The sequence below is a fragment of the Baekduia sp. genome (genome assembly GCF_035685985.1).
GTDB lineage: Bacteria > Actinomycetota > Thermoleophilia > Solirubrobacterales > Solirubrobacteraceae > Baekduia.
The window spans coordinates 242,953-259,068 of sequence record NZ_DASRZV010000033.1; the positions used below are offsets into that span (position 1 = coordinate 242,953).

The following is a 16,116-nucleotide window of genomic DNA, read 5'->3' on the forward strand; positions in this document are numbered from 1 at the left end:
TCCTCCGTTCTCATCGACAGGCTAGCACAGAACTGGAGACCTGATCTCCGCTTTTGGTACGCTCGCTGTGTGACGTCGAGCACGACGACCACCACCCCCGAGCCGCAGAAGCCCTTGCGCGCGGACGCCGAGCGCAACCGGCGGCGCATCCTCGAGGCGGCCGCCGAGGTCTTCGGCGAGCGCGGCCTGAGCGCGACGCTCGACGCGGTCGCCGAGCACGCGGGCGTCGGCGTCGGCACCGTCTACCGGCGCTTCCCCGACAAGGAGGCCCTGGTCGACGCGCTCTTCGAGGAGCGCATCGACGAGGTCCGTCGGATCGCCGAGGAGGCCGCGTCGATCGAGGACGGCTGGGAGGCGCTGGCGACGTTCATGGAGCGCGCGCTGGAGCTGCACTGCCACGACCGCGCGCTCAAGGAGCTGGTGTTCAGCACCGCGCACGGCCAGGAGCGCGTCGCCCGCGCGCGCGAGCGGATCAAGCCGTCCGTCGACAGGCTCTTCGAGCGCGCCCGCGCGTCGGGCCAGCTGCGCGACGACGTCGACGTCACCGACCTGCCGACGCTGCAGCTGATGGTCACGGCGGTCATGGAGTACGCGCACGACGTCTCGCCCGACATCTGGCGCCGCTACCTCACGCTGCTGCTCGACGGCCTGCGCGCCCGGCACACGCCGCTGGAGCCCGGGCCGCTGTCCGAGGACCAGCTGGACGGCGTGATGGCGCGCGGCTTCCACATGGCCCGGGGGTAGCGTCCCGCGCGAAGCGGGCATACCGGGCGCCATGAGCCCGGAGTTCGCGCTGACCCGCGTCGAGGCGGTCGGCGACGACCGGCTGGAGGTCGAGGGCACCTGGTCGGGGGTCCGCGGCGTGCGCTTCGTGCGCCCGGCGCTCGTCATCCGCGACGCGTCCGACCGCGACCGCACGCTGCTGGCCACGCTGGACCACAAGCCGTGGCCCGCGGAGGACGGCCGCCCGTGGAAGGCGGCGTTCCCGTGGCACGGCGACGCGCCCGACGTCGCGTCCCTGGAGCTGGCGGTGACGCCGTCGATCGTCGTGCCGCTGGGCGGCGAGGAGGCGCCGACGGCGGCACCGACGGCCGCGTCCGCGCCCGCGCCCGCGCCCGCGCCCGCGCCCCGGGCCAAGCGCGCGCCCGCGCCGCGCCGCGAGGGCCGCGCGCGCCGGATCACCGACCACGACGAGCGCCTGGCCGCCGCGCGTCAGGAGCGCGACGAGGCGCGGGTCGCGCGGGACGAGGCGCACGCCGAGCGCGACGGCCTCGCCGCCGAGCTGGAGGAGGCGCGCCGCGAGATCGCCGCCCGGCCCTCGCGCGACGCGGTCCGCGGCGAGCTGCGCCAGCGCGACGAGGCGCTGGCCGAGCGGGACGCCGCGCGGGCCGAGCGCGACGCGGCGGCCGAGGCGCGCGATCGGGCGCTCCGCGAGCGCGACGCGCTGCGTCAGGAGCTGCGCGAGCGCGAGCAGGCCGCCCAGGGCGCGGCGGACCGGCGCCGCCAGGCGCTGGAGGAGCGCGACGAGGCGCGGCGCGAGAACGAGTCGGCGGTCGAGCGGGCGCGCCGCGACGGCGAGCGCGCGGTCGCCGAGGCGCTGGCCGAGCGCGACGCCGCGCGGGCCGAGCGGGACGGTGCGGCCGAGCACGCCGCGCGGCGCGAGCGCGAGCAGGCCGACGCGCGCCTGGAGGAGGTCCGGCGGCGGCTGGCCGACGCCGAGGCGGAGCGCGACCGGGCGCTGGCCCGGCCCGCGGGCGTCGCGGCGCCGGTGCCCGTCCAGCGCGTGGCGCGCGAGCACGCGCAGGAGTCCTCACGGGCCGACTGGGCGGCGCGGATCGCCGCGATCCTCGCGCTGCTGGTCCTGCTCGTGTTGTTCATCACCTTCGTGAAGGCGCTGGGCTAGGGCGCCTCAGGGCGCCAGCACGCGGTCCACGATCCGGCCCAGCTCCTCGCGCAGCGCCGCCTCGGGGACGTCCTCGGCGATCCCCGACGACAGGACGAACGACTGCGCGATCAGCAGCAGTGACTGGGCGAGCACGCGGACGTCGCCCGCGCGGATCGAGCCGTCGATCTGGCCGTCGGCGATCTCCACGCCGAGCAGCCCGATCGCCGCGCGCTGCGTCTCGCCCATGCGGCCCAGGATGTAGGGCAGCAGCAGCTCGGGCTCGGCCTCGATGACCTTCGCCATCAGCGGGCTGGCGCGAAACGCGGCGACCGAGGCCAAGATGTGGTTCTTGACCCGGGCGCGGCCGTCGGCGCCGGGCAGGTGGGCGGCGACCTCCTCCATCCCGGCGCGGAACTCGCGGGTCATCAGGTCGCGCAGCACCGCGTCGACGTCCGGGTAGCGGCGGTAGACCGTCATCCGGCTCACGCCGGCGCGGCGCGCGACGTCGGTCAGCGTCGTGCGCCGGATGCCGAAGTCGAGGATCGAGGCGCGGGTGGCGTCGAGGATGGCGTCGGTCGTGGCGTCGCTCACGCCGCGGAAGCTTGACGACCTTCGTCGAGCAGCGCCTGGACGACTGGACGCGCCCGCTGACGATCGGCAGCGACGAGGCCGATCCGGGTGCGGCGATCGAGGATGTCGTCGGCGTCCAGCGCGCCCTCGGCGCGGGCGGCGTGCAGGACCTCGACCTTGAGGACGTCGCCGCCGGGCAGGACCGGCTCCAGCAGCGCGGGGTCGCCGCCGGCGAGGGCGAGGACGGAAGGCGCCTCGGTGCCGTGGCGGTCGACCAGGCGCGCCGGCGCCGCCACGGCGGCCAGCGCGTCGCGCGGCGCGGCGCCGACCAGCGGGAGGTCGCGCGTGCGGCACGGACGGTCGGTCACGCGGTCGACGGCGTCCTGGGCCATCCTGCGGTAGGTCGTCAGCTTGCCGCCGACGACGCTGATCAGCCCGTCGGGCGCCGCGACGACGGCGTGCCGGCGCGAGAGGTCGGCGGTCGTGGACTCGTCGCCCTCGACCAGCGGGCGCAGGCCCGCGTAGGCGCCGAGGACGTCGTCGTGGGTCAGCGGCGTGGCGAGCGTCGCGTTGAGCGTGTCGATGAGGAACTCGACGTCGGCGGCCGGCGGCTCGGGGACGTCCGGGATCGGGCCGGGTGCGGCCTCGTCCGTGAGGCCCACGTGGGCCACGCCGGAGCGCTGCGCGATCGCGAAGACCCAGCGGTTGCGCTCGCCCGGCACCGGGACGCTGACCTGGCCGGCCAGGCCGCCGAGGCGCTCCAGCGCGACGACGAGGTGCGTGCCGCGGCTGGGGCGCAGGCGCAGGCCGTCGGCCAGCTCGCCGGCCCAGACGCCGGTGGCGTTGATCACGTGCCGGGCGTCGACGTCGAAGGTCGCGCCGGTCAGCTCGTCGCGCAGGCGCGCGCCGGAGCCGGTGGCCTGCAGCGCCGAGCAGCGGGTGACGACCTTCGCGCCGTGCAGGTGGGCGGTGCGCGCGAGGCCGACGACCAGGCGGGCGTCGTCCTCGAGCTGGGCGTCGTGGGAGATCAGGCCGCCGCGCAGGCCCCGCGGGGAGACGCCGGGCGCGAAGCGCAGGATCTCGGCGGCGTCGGCGCGACGGGCGCGCGGCAGCTCGCCCGCGGACGTCCCGGCGATCCGGCGCAGGCCGTCGCCCAGCGACAGGCCGATGCGCGTGACGCGCTCGGCCCGCGCGTCGACCTGCGGCGTGAGCGGGATCGCCTGGCGGATCGGGCGCACGAGGTGCGGCGCGGTGCGCGTGAGCAGGACGTGGCGCTCGCGCGCGCTCTCCAGCGCGATGCCGAACGCGCCCTGGGCCAGGTAGCGCAGGCCGCCGTGGACGAGCTTGGACGACCAGCGGCTGGTGCCGTGGGCGAGGTCGCGACGCTCGACGAGCGCGACGCTGAGGCCGCGCGAGGCCGCGTCCAGCGCGACGCCGGCGCCCGTGACGCCGCCGCCGATGACCAGGACGTCGAGCGGTGCGCGCGGCTCGCGCAGCGCAATGAGGTCCGCCGTGCGCTGCGACTCGTTGAGCAGGCCGTGTGACATTTCGTCCGTCAATGTAACATCGGTCGTCGTGACGAGCGAGCAGACCTTCGATCCCGCGTCCGCGTGGGCCCCATCCGACGACCGACCGCTGGTCGGCGACGAGCTGCGCGCGCTGCTGACGCAGGCGTTCGGCGTCGAGGCGACGTCCCCGCCCGCGCCGTCCCCGGCCGCCGTGACGCTCGACGTCGGGCCGTCGGCGCTGGGCGACGCCGCCGCGGGCGCGCTGACCGCCGCGGTGGGCGCGGCGCACGTCGTCCGCGACGAGGCCGCGCGGGCCGCGCACGCCAACGGCATGTCCTACCTGGACCTCGTGCGGCGCTCCGCCGAGCCGCCGCGGGCGCCCGACGCGGTCGTGCTGCCGGGCACGCACGACGAGGTCGCCGCGGTCCTGGCCGCCTGCTCGGAGCACGGCGTCGCGGTCGTGCCGTTCGGCGGCGGGACGAGCGTGGTCGGCGGCGTGGCGCCCCAGCGCGGCGGGTACTCGGCGGTGATCGCGCTCGACCTGCGGCGGCTGGATCGGCTCGTCGAGGTCGACGAGGTCTCCTGGACCGCGACGCTCGAAGCCGGCCTGACCGGCCCGCGCGCCGAGGAGCTGCTGGGCGCGCACGGGTTCACGCTCGGGCACGTGCCGCAGTCCTTCGAGCGGGCGACGATCGGCGGCTACGCGGCGACCCGCTCGGCCGGGCAGCTGTCGACCGGCTGGGGGCGCTTCGACGCGCTCGTCGAGCGGGTGCGGGTCGCGACGCCGGCCGGCGACCTCGACCTCGGCCGCGCGCCGGGCAGCGCCGCCGGGCCCGACCTCAAGCAGCTGGTCCTCGGCTCCGAGGGCGCGTTCGGCGTCGTGACGTCGGTGACCGTGCGCGTGCGCCCGGTGCCCGAGGCGCGCCGCCACGAGGGCTGGCGCGTGGCCGACCTGGCGACCGGCGTCGAGGTGCTGAGGACGCTGGCGCAGCGCGGCCCGCGGCCGGACCTGGCGCGGCTGAGCGACGAGGTCGAGACCGCGATGGGCGTGGCGACGGGCGGCGGCGGCGAGGATCACGCCGGCGGCTGCCTGGTGCTGCTGGGCTGGGAGGGCTTCGCGAGCGACGTCGACCACCGCGCGGCCGCGGCGTCGGCGATCCTCGACGCGGCGGGCGCCGTCCCGCTCGGCGAGACCGCCGCGGAGTCCTGGCGCCACGGGCGCTTCCGCGCCCCGCGCCTGCGCGACGAGCTGCTCGGCGCCGGGCTCGTGCTCGAGACGCTGGAGACCGCGACCTCGTGGCGCGAGTTGATGGCGTTGCACGCGCGGGTCGGCGACGTCCTGCGCGAGGCGCTCGACGGCGACTCGCCGCTGGTCGCCTGCCACGTCTCGCACCTCTACGCGGCGGGCGCGTCGCTGTACTTCACGGTCCTGGCCCGCCGCGACGCCGACGACCCCGTCGGCCAGTGGACGCGGGCGAAGGCCGCCGTCATGGACGCGCTGGCCGCGGCCGGCGCGACGCTCACCCATCACCACGCCGTCGGCGCCGACCACGCGCCCTGGCTGGTGGCCGAGGACGGCGAGCTGGGCGTCGAGGTCCTGCGCGCGGTCAAGCGGCGGCTGGACCCGGCCGGGGTCCTGAACCCCGGCAAGTTGGTGGTGTAGTCCCGACGCGCGACGGCCCGCCGGGGAGGCGGGCCGTCGCGATGCCGCGGAGGGGAGAGGGGTGAGGCGGGGCGAGCGGGTTACTCGTCGCCCTCGGCGGGCGCGTCGCCCGCGAGGAGGCGGTAGAGCCGGCGGCGGGACTCCTCGAGGATGGCCTTGGCCTCCCCGAGCTGGTCCTTGGTGCCGGTCTGCGCGACCTGCATCGCGGCGATCGCCAGCGCCTGCGCCGAGCGGCGCAGGTCGTGGAGCTCGTCGTGGGCGCCCTCGCCGACCGTCTCCCACGGGGTGCCGAAGCGCTCGCGGTGCTCCTCGACGTGGGCGGTGCCCTCGTCGGTCAGCGCGAACGACTTGCGGCCCTCGTGCTCGGTGGCACGGACGAGGCCCTCGTCCTCCAGCTGCGACAGCGCGGGGTAGACCGAGCCGGGGCTCGGACGCCAGACGCCGCCGCTGCGCTCCTCGATCTCCTGCATCAGGCCGTAGCCGTTGCGCGGCTCCTCGGCCAGGAGGAGCAGGATCGCGGCGCGGATGTCGCCGCGACGGGCGCGCCGACCGCGACCGCGCGGACCACCCGGCCCGCCGGGGCCGAACGGCCCGAAGCCGAAGTCCCGGCCCCACGGGCCGCCACGGCCCTCGGGCCCGCGACCCGGACCCATCATCGCCATCAGCTCGGGGAACGCCATGCGGCCCATCCCCCGGCCCTTGTGGTGGCAGCGCCCATGCGGCGCTGCGTATGAGGCACCGGTCATGTGGTGACTCCTTTCGTCTGTCTATGACCTATCGAACGAGTATCACGATATATCGTAACTGTTCGGCTGTCAAGAACTGGGCGCGCGCGGACTCGCGCCCACGGCGGGGTGTCATGCGTCGATGGGGCGGGGGAGCGCGGCGCTACGCCGCCGCGGGGACGCCGAAGACGATCGTGTCCACGTCGGTCATCGTCGAGCACTGCAGGTACCAGCGGTACTCGAGGCCCAGCGAGGCGAGGAAGGCGGGGAAGACGGCGACGTCGTCGGGGCGGTGGTAGGTCGCCAGCGCGAGGCGCGGCTGCTGGGTGCGCAGCGTGTGGGCCGCGCCCTTGAGGATCTCCAGCTCGGCGCCCTCGACGTCCATCTTGATGAAGTCGACGCGGTCCAGCGCGCCGCGGGCGACCATCGCGTCGATGGTGTCGGTCGTCGCCGGGGTCGCCGTGCCGCGCGCGCCCTCGGCCGACGCGTGGGCCTTGGTCGACGCCGCGATCGCGTCGTCGAACCAGACCTCCTCGCCGGCCCGTGAGCCGAGCGGATCGGTGTGGACGCTGACGCGGGAGATCAGCCCCGGGTTGCGCTCCAGGTTGTCGGCCAGCAGCCCGAGGTTGGAGCGGCCCGGCTCGAAGCAGTGCACGCGCCCGGACGGCCCGACGAGCGTCGCCATCCACAGCGCGGTCTCGCCCCAGCAGCCGCCGACGTCCAGCGCGACGTCGCCCGCGCGCGGCCGGGCCATCGGCGCCGCCGCCTCGTCGCGGTAGGCGTACTGGGAGAAGACGATCGTCGAGGCCAGCGGCAGCGGCGGCCCCGACAGCACCAGCGGCGTGCCGGTCGGCGTGAAGTCATACAGGTGGTGGGCCCACTCGAACGGCATCCCCGGCATGCCCGCCAGGCCGACGCCGCGGACGATCTTCGCGGTCATCCCGATCACCGCCCGCCGGTACTCGACGGGATCGAGCTGCAGGCGCACGTGCGCCGGGCCCAGCGCACGGTAGGCCAGGAAGCGCAGCAGCAGCGCGCGCGAGGCCTCGTCGCCGATCCGGTCCCACAGCACGTCGCAGCGGTCCAGCACCGCGAGCTGGCGGGCGATCCGCTCGCCCTCGCCGGCCGGATCCGGCAGCGCGGCTCCCCACGGGTCGAAGAGGTGGTCGACGTTGTCGGCCAGGTGCGTGCGCGCCGCCTCGCCGACGACCCGCAGGAGCGCGGCGCGCCGCGCGTCCGGCGCCGCGTCGACGTGCTCGGCGGCCAGCGCGGCCAGGTTCGCGGCGGCGTCGGGATCCTCGGGAGCGACGACCCGCGCCGCCTCCAGCACCGTGCGGGCGCCGTCGTGGTCGCCCGCCGCGCGCAGCATCACCGCCAGGTCGTTCAGCGGCCCCGCGTCGATCGCGTCGCGCAGCAGCGCCGCGGCCTCCGCGGGCGCGCCCGCCTCGAACCGCTCGATCGCGCGCGCGTGCGCCGTCGTCTGGACCGGGGACATGCCCCGGTGGTCGGTCCCGTCCGCGCGCGCCTTGAGCGCGGCGGTCGCTAGACCGCCACGTCCCGGTAGGTCACCACGACGCGGCCCAGCACGACGACGTCGCCGTCGCGCAGGTCGGCCTCGTTGACGCGCCGGCCGTTGACGAACGTGCCGTTGGCGCTGCGGTCGTCGAGGATCCGGACGCCGGAGGCGCGCTGGTGGACGATCGCGTGGCGGCGCGAGACCGACATGTCGTCCAGCACGACGTCGGCGGTGAACGAGCGACCGACGTGCGTCGTGCCGTGCCGCAGCGGGAGCAGCAGGCGCTCGGCGCCGTCGTCGACCTCGAGGTACCGGCCGGGGGCGGGACGCTCGGCCGCGACGCCGTGGCGTCGGTCGCGGTAGGAGACCCGGGGAAGTGCGTCGATTACCGCGGTGCGGCCGTCGACGGCGGCCTCGGGCAGGGTCGTCATCGGGGTCATGGCAGGCACTTCAGCGCGCGAACCTGAAAGCCACCTCAACGGCGGACGAGAGCTCGCCGAGCGTCCGGCGCCCGCGGCGCCTCGAGAGCGGGTGCGCCGGGACGGGCGTTAGCCTGCCTGTCCGCATGACCACCGCTCGCCCGCTGACCACCCCCGACGGCCGTCTCGCGCTGAGGCTCCTGGAGGAGGCGGGAGACGACGGGCTCACCGTCGCCGACATGCGCCGGGAGGGCCTGCAGATGCCCGCGCAGGCCCTCTACGAAGTGGAGCTGGCGGGCCATTCGCTGGAGCGTCGTGCCGGCCGCACGCGCCTTCGCCCGGCCGACGCGCCGCCGCCCAAGCCGTTCGAGATGCCGCCCAAGGTGCGTCTCGTGCCGCGCGACTGAGAGCGTCTCGGCGCCAGGTCGGCGTAAGATCCGGAACGCTCAAGCCCCACTTGAAGGTCCGTCCCCCGACCGAGGGATCAACGGGGGCGAAGGCCGGCCGACCCCAGCGGTCATGAGCTTCTCCGTCCGCGGCAAGCTGCTTGCTGCCTTCGCCGCGATGTTCCTCCTGACCGCCGCCATCGGCGGCCTCGCCCTCACCCGCCTGAGCAAGGTGAGCGACGACGTCAAGATCCTCGGCCAGAAGACCGTCCCGTCGACCGAGCGCATGGGCGAGGTCACCACGGTCACCAACAAGATCCGCAAGGACCAGATGCACTACCTGCTGGTGGGGCCCAAGGACCGCGCGGACGTCCTCGACGACCTGCGGGGCGACGACGACACGATCGCCGCGCTCTACCGGAAGATCGGCAAGGGCGACCCGACCTACGCGCAGGCCCAGAAGCTCCTGCGCGTCGTCGACGAGTACAAGCGCACCGCGGCGCCGTTCGTCAAGCTGCAGAACGCCGGGCACCTCGACGCCGCGGCCGCCGCGATCGACAACCCGGTCTGGGACGAGGTCAAGGCCGCGATGACCGCGTGGCAGACCGCCCAGGTCAAGGCCGCCGCCGCGTTCGCGGCCAAGTCCGAGCAGAACGCCAACGCCGCCAAGCGCAACATCGTCATCGGCCTGGCGCTCGCGCTCCTGCTCGCCTTCGCGATGGCCTGGGTCATCTCCGGCCGCATGGCCGCCCGCATCGGCGCGGTCGTCAAGCGCCTCGGCCAGCTGCGCGACGGCGACACCACCGACCTGCGCGAGGCGCTGGACCGCTTCGCCGCCGGCGACCTCACGGCCACCATCGCGCCCACGACCGAGCCGCTGGCCGACACCTCCTCCGACGAGCTGGGCCAGCTGGCCCGCGCGGTGGACGCGGTCCGCGAGACCACCGGCGCGTCGATCACCTCCTACAACGCCTCCCGCGAGGCGCTGGCCGGGCTGATCGGCCAGGTCGCGGGGACCGCGTCGACGGTCTCGTCGGCGTCCCAGCAGATGGCCGCCACCTCCGAGGAGACCGGCCGCGCCGTCTCCGAGATCGCCCACGCGGTCGGCGAGGTCGCGTCGGGCACCGAGCGCCAGGTGCGCGCGGTCGGCTCGACCAAGGCGATCACCGAGGAGATGACCGCGGCGACCGCCGAGGGCACGCGCCGCGCCGACGAGACCGCTCAGGCCGCCGACCGGGCGCGCGAGCTGGCGACCGCCGGCGCCGACGCCGTGCGCCAGGCGACCGACGCGATGTCCGCCGTGCGCGAGGCGTCCTCGGAGGCCACCGGCGCGATCCGCGCGCTGGGCGAGAAGTCCGGCGAGATCGGCGGGATCATCGACACGATCACGCAGATCGCCGAGCAGACCAACCTGCTCGCGCTCAACGCCGCGATCGAGGCCGCCCGCGCCGGCGAGCAGGGCCGCGGGTTCGCGGTCGTCGCCGAGGAGGTCCGCAAGCTCGCCGAGGAGTCGCAGTCGGCCGCCGCGTCGATCGCGGGCCTGATCGGCGAGATCCAGTCCGAGACCGGCCGCGCGGTCGAGGTCGTCGAGGCGGGCCAGGCCCGGACCGACGACGGCGCCCAGACGGTCGAGCAGGCGCGCGAGTCGTTCGTCGCGATCGGCGGCTCGATCGAGGAGATGACCGAGCGCGTCCAGCAGATCGACGAGGCGATCACGGCCATCGACGCCGCCGCCACGCGCGTCCAGGGCGACATGAACGAGGTCGCCGCGGTCGCCGAGCAGTCGTCGGCCTCCGCGGAGCAGGTCTCCGCGTCGACCGAGGAGACCTCCGCGTCGGCCACCGAGATCGCCACCTCGGCCGAGCAGCTGGCCCGTTCCGCCACCGAGCTCGAGGAGCTCGTGGGCCGCTTCACGCTGGCCTAGGCACCGCCCCGTCCGGGGCAGGACATTGGTGAGTAGATCCTCACCGATGTAGCGACGCCCCCGGTGACGCCGGCTCTGTGGCCGTTGGCGTCTCCGGGGGCGCGCTGAAGAACTTCCGAAGGGGCGGCGCGAGGCCGCCCCAAGGGTGGCGCGTTGCCGCTCGGCGTTATGACGCGCGGCGCGTCCTCTTCATCGGCGTGCGCTTCTTCGTGGACTCCGGGATCTGCGTCGAGAGCGGCACCGACTCGAAGCCGAGCAGGACGACGCCGGCGTCGAGCGCGCCGTCGTCGCCGGCCTTGGCGATGCGCTTGGCGGCGTCGGCCTCGATCTTGTCGATGCGCTCGAGGAACTTGGCGGCCTCGGCGGTCAGGGCGTTCCAGCCCTTCTCGTCCAGGCGCGCGGTCTTGCGCTCGAGCACCGCGTCGTTGCGGTCGAAGCCGCCGGCCGCCGCGGAGGCGTTGGTGTAGTCCTCGAGCATCTTCAGCTGCGAGCCGACCGCGGCCTGCTTTGCAACGGGCGACGCCTTGGACCAGTTCTCCTGCGTGACCTTCGGGCGAGCCTTGGCCTTGTAGTGGTGCTCCACGGCCCCGCGCACGCGGGTCTCGTCGACGAGCTCGATGAGGCCGAGCTTGTGGAGCGTGCGCACGTGGTACGCGGTCGCGCCGAGGGTCGTGCCGAGCCACTGAGAGAGCTCGTTCGGCGACGCCTTCCGCTCCTGCAGCATGGCCATGATCCGGACCCGCACCGGATGGCTCATCGCCTTGACGTAGCGGGGGTCATCAATCGCTGTGATGGGCTTCACTGTCCGTCCAGATTCGTTCAGGTAATTGGCGGTACGAGCGAACCTTATCCGAGCGCGGCGACGGTGATCGCAGTTTCTGCGCAGGTTCGCGTGCCTGAATTGTGCAAAGGCGTACCACCCGCGTCAATCCCTTAACCGGGGGGAATCGCGAGAAATCGCACACAGATTCCTGGTACTCACCGCTAAGTCCGTGTCGCCGGGCCGTTTCGGCCCGGTGCGCGGTCAGCGACGACGACCGAGGCGTCGCAGCGCGGGGGCGATCGTCGACAGGTACGGCGCGGGGACCAGCTCGCCCGGTGTGACCCGCGCGTCGACGACCGCGACGCCGTCCCACGCGCGGGCGGGCACGGCGAGGTCCTCGCCGCGATCGGTGCCCGCCTCCAGCGCGCGCGCCAGCTCCAGGAACCCGTCATGCCCCACCAACACCAGGCCGTCCAACTCGACGCGGTCGAAGTCGCGCCAGGTCTCCAGCGGGCGGGCGTCGCGCACCGCGAAGACGTGTTGCAGCTCACGGTTGACGACGCCGGAGCGCTCCGCGTCGTCCACCCGGTGCATGCCCAGCGACTCCAGATCGTCGAACGCGTAGGCCGCGCCCAGCTCCTCCTCGGCCTCGCGCAGCCCGTCGCGGACCGCCTCGCCCGCGATCAGGTGCCCGGCCGCCGACGCGTCGAGGTATCCGGGCCAGGACGCCTTGTCGCGCGCGCGCCGCTGCAGCAGCACGCCGTCCGCGTTGACCACCCAGAGGTGGAAGGCCTGGTGCCAGTCCCCGTCGCGGTGCACGTCGGCCCGCGGCTTGACGCCGACGTGCCACCCGCGCTCGTCGAAGACGTCGAGCAGCTCGTCGTCCATGCGCCCGAGCCTATTGGGGCGCTCAGGCCGGCGCGGTGAAGAACCGGCGGCGGACCCTTCGCGTGTGGGCGCTGACGCGCTGGTCACGCACGTCGAGCGCCCGCCACGCGGGGCAGTTGGCGTTCAGGAGGGCCAACACGACATCGGTCGCCGCCTGCTCGGGCTGGTCGCCGTCGGGGTCGACGCCATACAGATCCTCGAGGGGCTCCAGCAGCGTCGCGTGCACGACGAGGTCGCCGTCCTCGACCTCGGCGTGCAGCGAGCGGAACGCCCAGCGATGCGGATCGCGCGACAGCTCGACGAAGTCGGCCTCTAGTCGCAAGGCCGCCTGCGGCGCCGCGGGCACGGCGGGCACGCGCAGGGTCACGTCGAGGCAGGGCGTGAAGGGCAAGCGGACGTCCAAGGCACGGCGATCGCGCCGAACGATAATCGAGCCATCAGGAATTGCGAAGCGCTCAACGACTCTGCGCACCCTCGACGCGAAAACCTCCCCAGACTCCCCCGGCGCGGTCACATTCCGGCGGCTCGCGGGTCCGGGCTCGCGCCCGATGCCCGCGCCGCGCGCGTGCTCGCGCTACGCCTACGCCGGCTGCGCCTGGGCGCTGCCGGCCGCCCACCGCGCGCGCCGCTGGGCGACCGCGGCGTCGGCCTCGTCGCGCGGCAGCATCAGCGAGCCGTGGCGGCGCTTGACGTAGGCGACCCAGATCAGCCCGACGACCATCAGCCCGATCGACTCCAGCTGCGCGGCGGTCAGCCCGAGCGCGACGTGCTCGTTGCGGCGCAGGAACTCGATCAGGAAGCGCTCCAGCCCGCCGCCGACCAGGTAGCCGGCGAACAGCAGCCCGGGCCGGACGCGGTCGCGCAGCTGCCACAGCGCGAAGGCCAGCAGGCCCATGATCAGCGTCTCGTAGATCGGCGTGGGGTGGACGGTCACGCCCGGCGCCGTCGGCACCGTGCCGTGCGGGTAGCCCATCGCCCACGGCCCGTCCCACGGCTTGCCGTAGTCGCCGTCGCCGGAGACCTGGCAGCCGATCCGCCCGATCGCGTACCCGAGCGCCAGGCACGGGCCCGCGATGTCGACCAGCGCGAGCGACAGGAAGTCCTTGCGGTGGGCCCAGTAGAGGACGGCGATCACGCCGCCGGCCAGGCCGCCGTACCAGATCAGCCCGGAGCCGCCGAAGAGGTCGCCGACGCTCAGCGAGTCGTGGTTCTGCAGCAGGTAGTAGCCGCGCGCGCCGACCAGGCCGCCGATCAGCGCGACCGTCACCAGCTCGTAGGCCCAGTCGACGGGCTTGCCGAGCTCCTTCAGCCGCCGTGCGGCCAGCAGCCCCCAGGCCGCGAAGTTGAGGGCGAAGAACAGGCCGAAGGTCTTGATCGACAGGCCGAGGACGTGGATCTCGGGCTTCACGGCTTGAAGGCTACGACTCTGCGTATCGTGGCGGGCCGCCCGTGCCGTCCCGCATCGCCGTCGACACCTCCTCGCTGCGCGAGTCCCGTGACCTGCGCCTGCTGTTGGCCGGCGAGCTCGTCACGGGATTGGGCACGCAGGCGACGCTCGTCGCGCTGCCCTACCAGCTCTACGTCGAGACCAGGTCGGCGTTCCTGACCGGCCTGCTGGGCGCGGTCGAGCTGGTGCCGCTGATGACGATGGCGCTGCTGGGCGGCGCGTTCGCCGACCGCCACGACCGGCGCCGGATGCTGCTGGGCATCCAGGCCGCGCTGATCCTCGGCGCGACCGCGCTGGCGGCGCTGGCCTACGTCGGCTCGCCGCCGCTCGTCCTGCTCTACGTCCTGGGCGCCGCGATGGCGGGCTTCGGCGCGGTGCAGAACGTGACCGCGGGCTCGATCGTCCCCAACCTCGTCGCGCCGGAGCGGCTGCGCAGCGCGCTGGCCCTCAACTACGGGCTCAACACGCTGACGATGGTCGTCGGCCCGGGCCTGGGCGGCGTGCTGATCGGCGTGCTGGGCCTCGGCGCGGCGTACACGATCGACGCGGCCAGCTGCGCGGCGATCCTCGGCGCGGTCTGGATGATGTCGCCCCAGCCGCCGCGGATCAGCGCCGAGGCGGCGGCCGCCGCGCCCGAGAAGGTGTGGGCGTCGATCCGCGACGGCCTGCGCTTCGTCCGCGGCAACCACGCGTTGATGGGGTCCTTCGCGATCGACCTGGTGGCGATGACGTTCGGGATGCCGCGCGCGCTCTTCGCGGTCCTGTCGGTCAGCGTCTACCACACGGGGGCCAGCGGCACCGGATTGTTGTATGCCTCGGTCGCCGCCGGCGCGACGGTCGCGGCGCTGACGACCGGCTGGCTCAGCCACGCGCGGCGCCTGGGGCTGATCGTCATCTGGGCGGTCGTCGCCTGGGGCGTCGCGATCGCGCTGGCGGGCATCGCGTCGTCGCTGTGGATCGCGGCGGCGATGCTCGCGCTGGCGGGCGCGGCGGACAGCGTCAGCGCGGTCTGCCGCTCGGCGATCAACCAGTCGGTGACGCCCGACCACCTGCGCGGCCGGATGTCGTCGGTGTTCACGATGGTCGTGACCAGCGGGCCGCGGCTGGGCGATGTCGAGTCCGGCTCGGTCGCGGCGCTCACGAGCGTGCGCGCGTCGGTGATCTCCGGCGGCCTGGCGTGCATCGCCGGCGTGGCGCTGATCGTGGTGGCCTTCCCGGCGCTGGCGCGCTTCGACGCCGAGCGCGACATCGTGGTCTCGCCCGCGCCCGCGGCCTGAGCCACGCGCGCGGGGAGGCGCGGCGCCGCGAGCTATGGTCGGGTCATGGCGAAGACGCTCTACACGGCCGAGGCGACGATCACCGGCGGTCGCGCCGAGGGCCACGGCAAGACGACCGACGGCGCGCTGGAGGTCGACCTGCGCCTGCCGACCGAGATGGGCGGCCAGGGCGGCGGCACGAACCCCGAGCAGCTGTTCGCGGTCGGCTACGCGGCGTGCTTCGAGGGCGCGCTGGGCGCGGTCGCGCGGCGCACGAAGGCGGAGACCGGCGACGTGTCGATCGACAGCAAGGTGTCGCTGCACCCCAACGAGAGCAAGGGCTTCGACCTCTCGGTGCAGCTCGACGTCTCGCTGCCGTCGGTGGACGACGCCGCCGCGGTCGAGCTGGTCAAGGCCGCCCACCAGGTCTGCCCCTACTCCAACGCGACCCGGGGCAACATCCCCGTGACGCTGACCGCCAATGGGCAGCCCGTCGAGTAGCGACCCGCGGGACCCCGACTGCGTCTCGGGCGTCTGCGGCGCCGACGTCCCGCCGCTGGTCGGCTCCGTGCTCACGGGCACGGGGCTGACGCTCGCGGCGGCCGCCGCCAGGCTCCAGCGCGGCGAGCCGCTGCCGCCGCTCAGCGACGTCCAGCGCCGGATGGTCGAGGAGCAGGCGCTGGCGGGCTGACCGTCGCCTCGCGCCGCGGCGGCGCCCGGCGGCCGGGCGCCCGGCCGTCCGACCGCCGGTCGAGAGCGTCTGCCACCCTGCATGGCCGTGCTGGCCGACGCCGTCCCCTACACCGGGCACACGACCGAGCACCGGCGGATCGTCCTGGACGTCGCCGGCCGGTCGGTCGTCGCCGTGCGCGCGGGCCTGGCGCGCTACCGGTGCCGGACGTTCGGCGACATCGGCCCGCTGGTCGTCCGCGAGGCCGGCCGGGCGCGCGTCGGCGCCGACGGCCGCTTCACGTTCCGCGCGGGGGAGGAGGCCCAGCGCGTGACGGTCCGCGGCGTGCTGCGCCGTCGGACCCACCGCATCACCGGCACCGTGCGCGTCGTCGGGTCGATCGCGACCGGTCAGCGCTGCGCCTCCGGAACGCTGCGCTTCACCGCCACGCGCTGACCACGCGCCGTCGGACCTCAAGGCCGTCCGACCACGGTCG

General features: G+C 74.9%; 18 protein-coding genes. 9 read left to right on the top strand and 9 right to left on the bottom strand.

Annotated features, from left to right (window positions below):
* The first annotated feature begins 69 nt into the window (after nucleotides 1–69).
* Nucleotides 70–744 (top strand): helix-turn-helix domain-containing protein, encoded by a 675-nt coding sequence (locus VFG42_RS22615; RefSeq protein ID WP_324911085.1) that lies wholly within the window; start codon nucleotides 70–72, stop codon nucleotides 742–744.
* Nucleotides 745–775: 31 nt separating this feature from the next.
* Complete coding sequence (locus VFG42_RS22620; protein ID WP_324911086.1) at nucleotides 776–1,903, top strand: hypothetical protein; 1,128 nt, start codon at nucleotides 776–778, stop codon at nucleotides 1,901–1,903.
* A 6-nt stretch (nucleotides 1,904–1,909) separates the two neighbouring features.
* On the opposite strand, the gene VFG42_RS22625 is transcribed toward VFG42_RS22620, so the two are convergent.
* Together VFG42_RS22625 and VFG42_RS22630 are read right to left on the bottom strand one after the other, a co-directional pair.
* Complete coding sequence (locus tag VFG42_RS22625) at nucleotides 1,910–2,476, bottom strand: TetR/AcrR family transcriptional regulator (protein WP_324911087.1); 567 nt, start codon at nucleotides 2,474–2,476, stop codon at nucleotides 1,910–1,912.
* Nucleotides 2,473–4,002 (bottom strand): glycerol-3-phosphate dehydrogenase/oxidase, encoded by a 1,530-nt coding sequence (locus VFG42_RS22630; protein ID WP_324911088.1) that lies wholly within the window; start codon nucleotides 4,000–4,002, stop codon nucleotides 2,473–2,475. Before VFG42_RS22630 ends, VFG42_RS22625 begins: the two co-directional genes overlap by 4 nt.
* 28 nt (nucleotides 4,003–4,030) lie before the next feature.
* Between VFG42_RS22630 and VFG42_RS22635 the strand changes: the two genes are divergently transcribed.
* Complete coding sequence (locus tag VFG42_RS22635; protein ID WP_324911089.1) at nucleotides 4,031–5,626, top strand: FAD-binding oxidoreductase; 1,596 nt, start codon at nucleotides 4,031–4,033, stop codon at nucleotides 5,624–5,626.
* Nucleotides 5,627–5,706: 80 nt separating this feature from the next.
* Here the strand turns inward: VFG42_RS22635 and VFG42_RS22640 are convergent, their stop codons facing one another.
* From VFG42_RS22640 to VFG42_RS22650, 3 genes are all read right to left on the bottom strand, one after another.
* Complete coding sequence (locus VFG42_RS22640) at nucleotides 5,707–6,306, bottom strand: PadR family transcriptional regulator (protein WP_324911090.1); 600 nt, start codon at nucleotides 6,304–6,306, stop codon at nucleotides 5,707–5,709.
* A 208-nt stretch (nucleotides 6,307–6,514) separates the two neighbouring features.
* On the bottom strand, nucleotides 6,515–7,846 hold the full coding sequence (locus VFG42_RS22645) for an FkbM family methyltransferase (protein ID WP_324911091.1): 1,332 nt from the start codon (nucleotides 7,844–7,846) through the stop codon (nucleotides 6,515–6,517).
* 47 nt (nucleotides 7,847–7,893) lie between these two features.
* Nucleotides 7,894–8,307: an FHA domain-containing protein gene (locus tag VFG42_RS22650; RefSeq protein ID WP_324911092.1), complete on the bottom strand. Its 414-nt coding sequence runs from the start codon at nucleotides 8,305–8,307 to the stop codon at nucleotides 7,894–7,896.
* Between the two features lie 125 nt (nucleotides 8,308–8,432).
* On the opposite strand from VFG42_RS22650, the gene VFG42_RS22655 reads away from it, so the two are divergent.
* Together VFG42_RS22655 and VFG42_RS22660 are read left to right on the top strand one after the other, a co-directional pair.
* Nucleotides 8,433–8,693 (top strand): hypothetical protein, encoded by a 261-nt coding sequence (locus VFG42_RS22655; protein WP_324911093.1) that lies wholly within the window; start codon nucleotides 8,433–8,435, stop codon nucleotides 8,691–8,693.
* 112 nt (nucleotides 8,694–8,805) lie between these two features.
* Nucleotides 8,806–10,596, top strand: coding sequence for a methyl-accepting chemotaxis protein (locus VFG42_RS22660; RefSeq protein ID WP_324911094.1), 1,791 nt, complete (start codon nucleotides 8,806–8,808; stop codon nucleotides 10,594–10,596).
* A gap of 166 nt (nucleotides 10,597–10,762) precedes the next feature.
* On the opposite strand, the gene VFG42_RS22665 is transcribed toward VFG42_RS22660, so the two are convergent.
* From VFG42_RS22665 to VFG42_RS22680, 4 genes are all read right to left on the bottom strand, one after another.
* Nucleotides 10,763–11,353, bottom strand: coding sequence for a winged helix-turn-helix domain-containing protein (locus VFG42_RS22665; protein WP_324911095.1), 591 nt, complete (start codon nucleotides 11,351–11,353; stop codon nucleotides 10,763–10,765).
* 267 nt (nucleotides 11,354–11,620) lie between these two features.
* Nucleotides 11,621–12,247, bottom strand: a complete 627-nt coding sequence (locus VFG42_RS22670) for an NUDIX hydrolase (RefSeq protein ID WP_324911096.1) — start codon at nucleotides 12,245–12,247, stop codon at nucleotides 11,621–11,623.
* A 22-nt stretch (nucleotides 12,248–12,269) separates the two neighbouring features.
* Nucleotides 12,270–12,638: a hypothetical protein gene (locus tag VFG42_RS22675; protein WP_324911097.1), complete on the bottom strand. Its 369-nt coding sequence runs from the start codon at nucleotides 12,636–12,638 to the stop codon at nucleotides 12,270–12,272.
* Between the two features lie 189 nt (nucleotides 12,639–12,827).
* Entirely contained in the window at nucleotides 12,828–13,655 is an 828-nt protein-coding gene (locus VFG42_RS22680) for a prolipoprotein diacylglyceryl transferase (RefSeq protein ID WP_324911098.1), read from the bottom strand.
* 41 nt (nucleotides 13,656–13,696) lie between these two features.
* Here VFG42_RS22680 and VFG42_RS22685 point away from each other — a divergent pair, with 41 nt between their 5' ends.
* The 4 genes from VFG42_RS22685 to VFG42_RS22700 all read left to right on the top strand — a co-directional run bounded on the left by VFG42_RS22685 (nucleotide 13,697) and on the right by VFG42_RS22700 (nucleotide 16,076).
* Nucleotides 13,697–14,971 carry an MFS transporter gene (locus VFG42_RS22685; protein ID WP_324911099.1) on the top strand — a complete coding sequence of 425 codons (1,275 nt, stop codon included), beginning with the start codon at nucleotides 13,697–13,699 and terminating at the stop codon, nucleotides 14,969–14,971.
* 45 nt (nucleotides 14,972–15,016) lie between these two features.
* Nucleotides 15,017–15,451, top strand: a complete 435-nt coding sequence (locus tag VFG42_RS22690; protein WP_324911100.1) for an organic hydroperoxide resistance protein — start codon at nucleotides 15,017–15,019, stop codon at nucleotides 15,449–15,451.
* Nucleotides 15,432–15,641, top strand: a complete 210-nt coding sequence (locus VFG42_RS22695) for a hypothetical protein (protein ID WP_324911101.1) — start codon at nucleotides 15,432–15,434, stop codon at nucleotides 15,639–15,641. Before VFG42_RS22690 ends, VFG42_RS22695 begins: the two co-directional genes overlap by 20 nt.
* An 81-nt stretch (nucleotides 15,642–15,722) precedes the next feature.
* The gene (locus VFG42_RS22700) at nucleotides 15,723–16,076 is read left to right on the top strand and encodes a hypothetical protein (RefSeq protein ID WP_324911102.1); all 354 of its coding nucleotides are present in this window, start codon (nucleotides 15,723–15,725) and stop codon (nucleotides 16,074–16,076) included.
* Nucleotides 16,077–16,116: the final 40 nt, after the last annotated feature.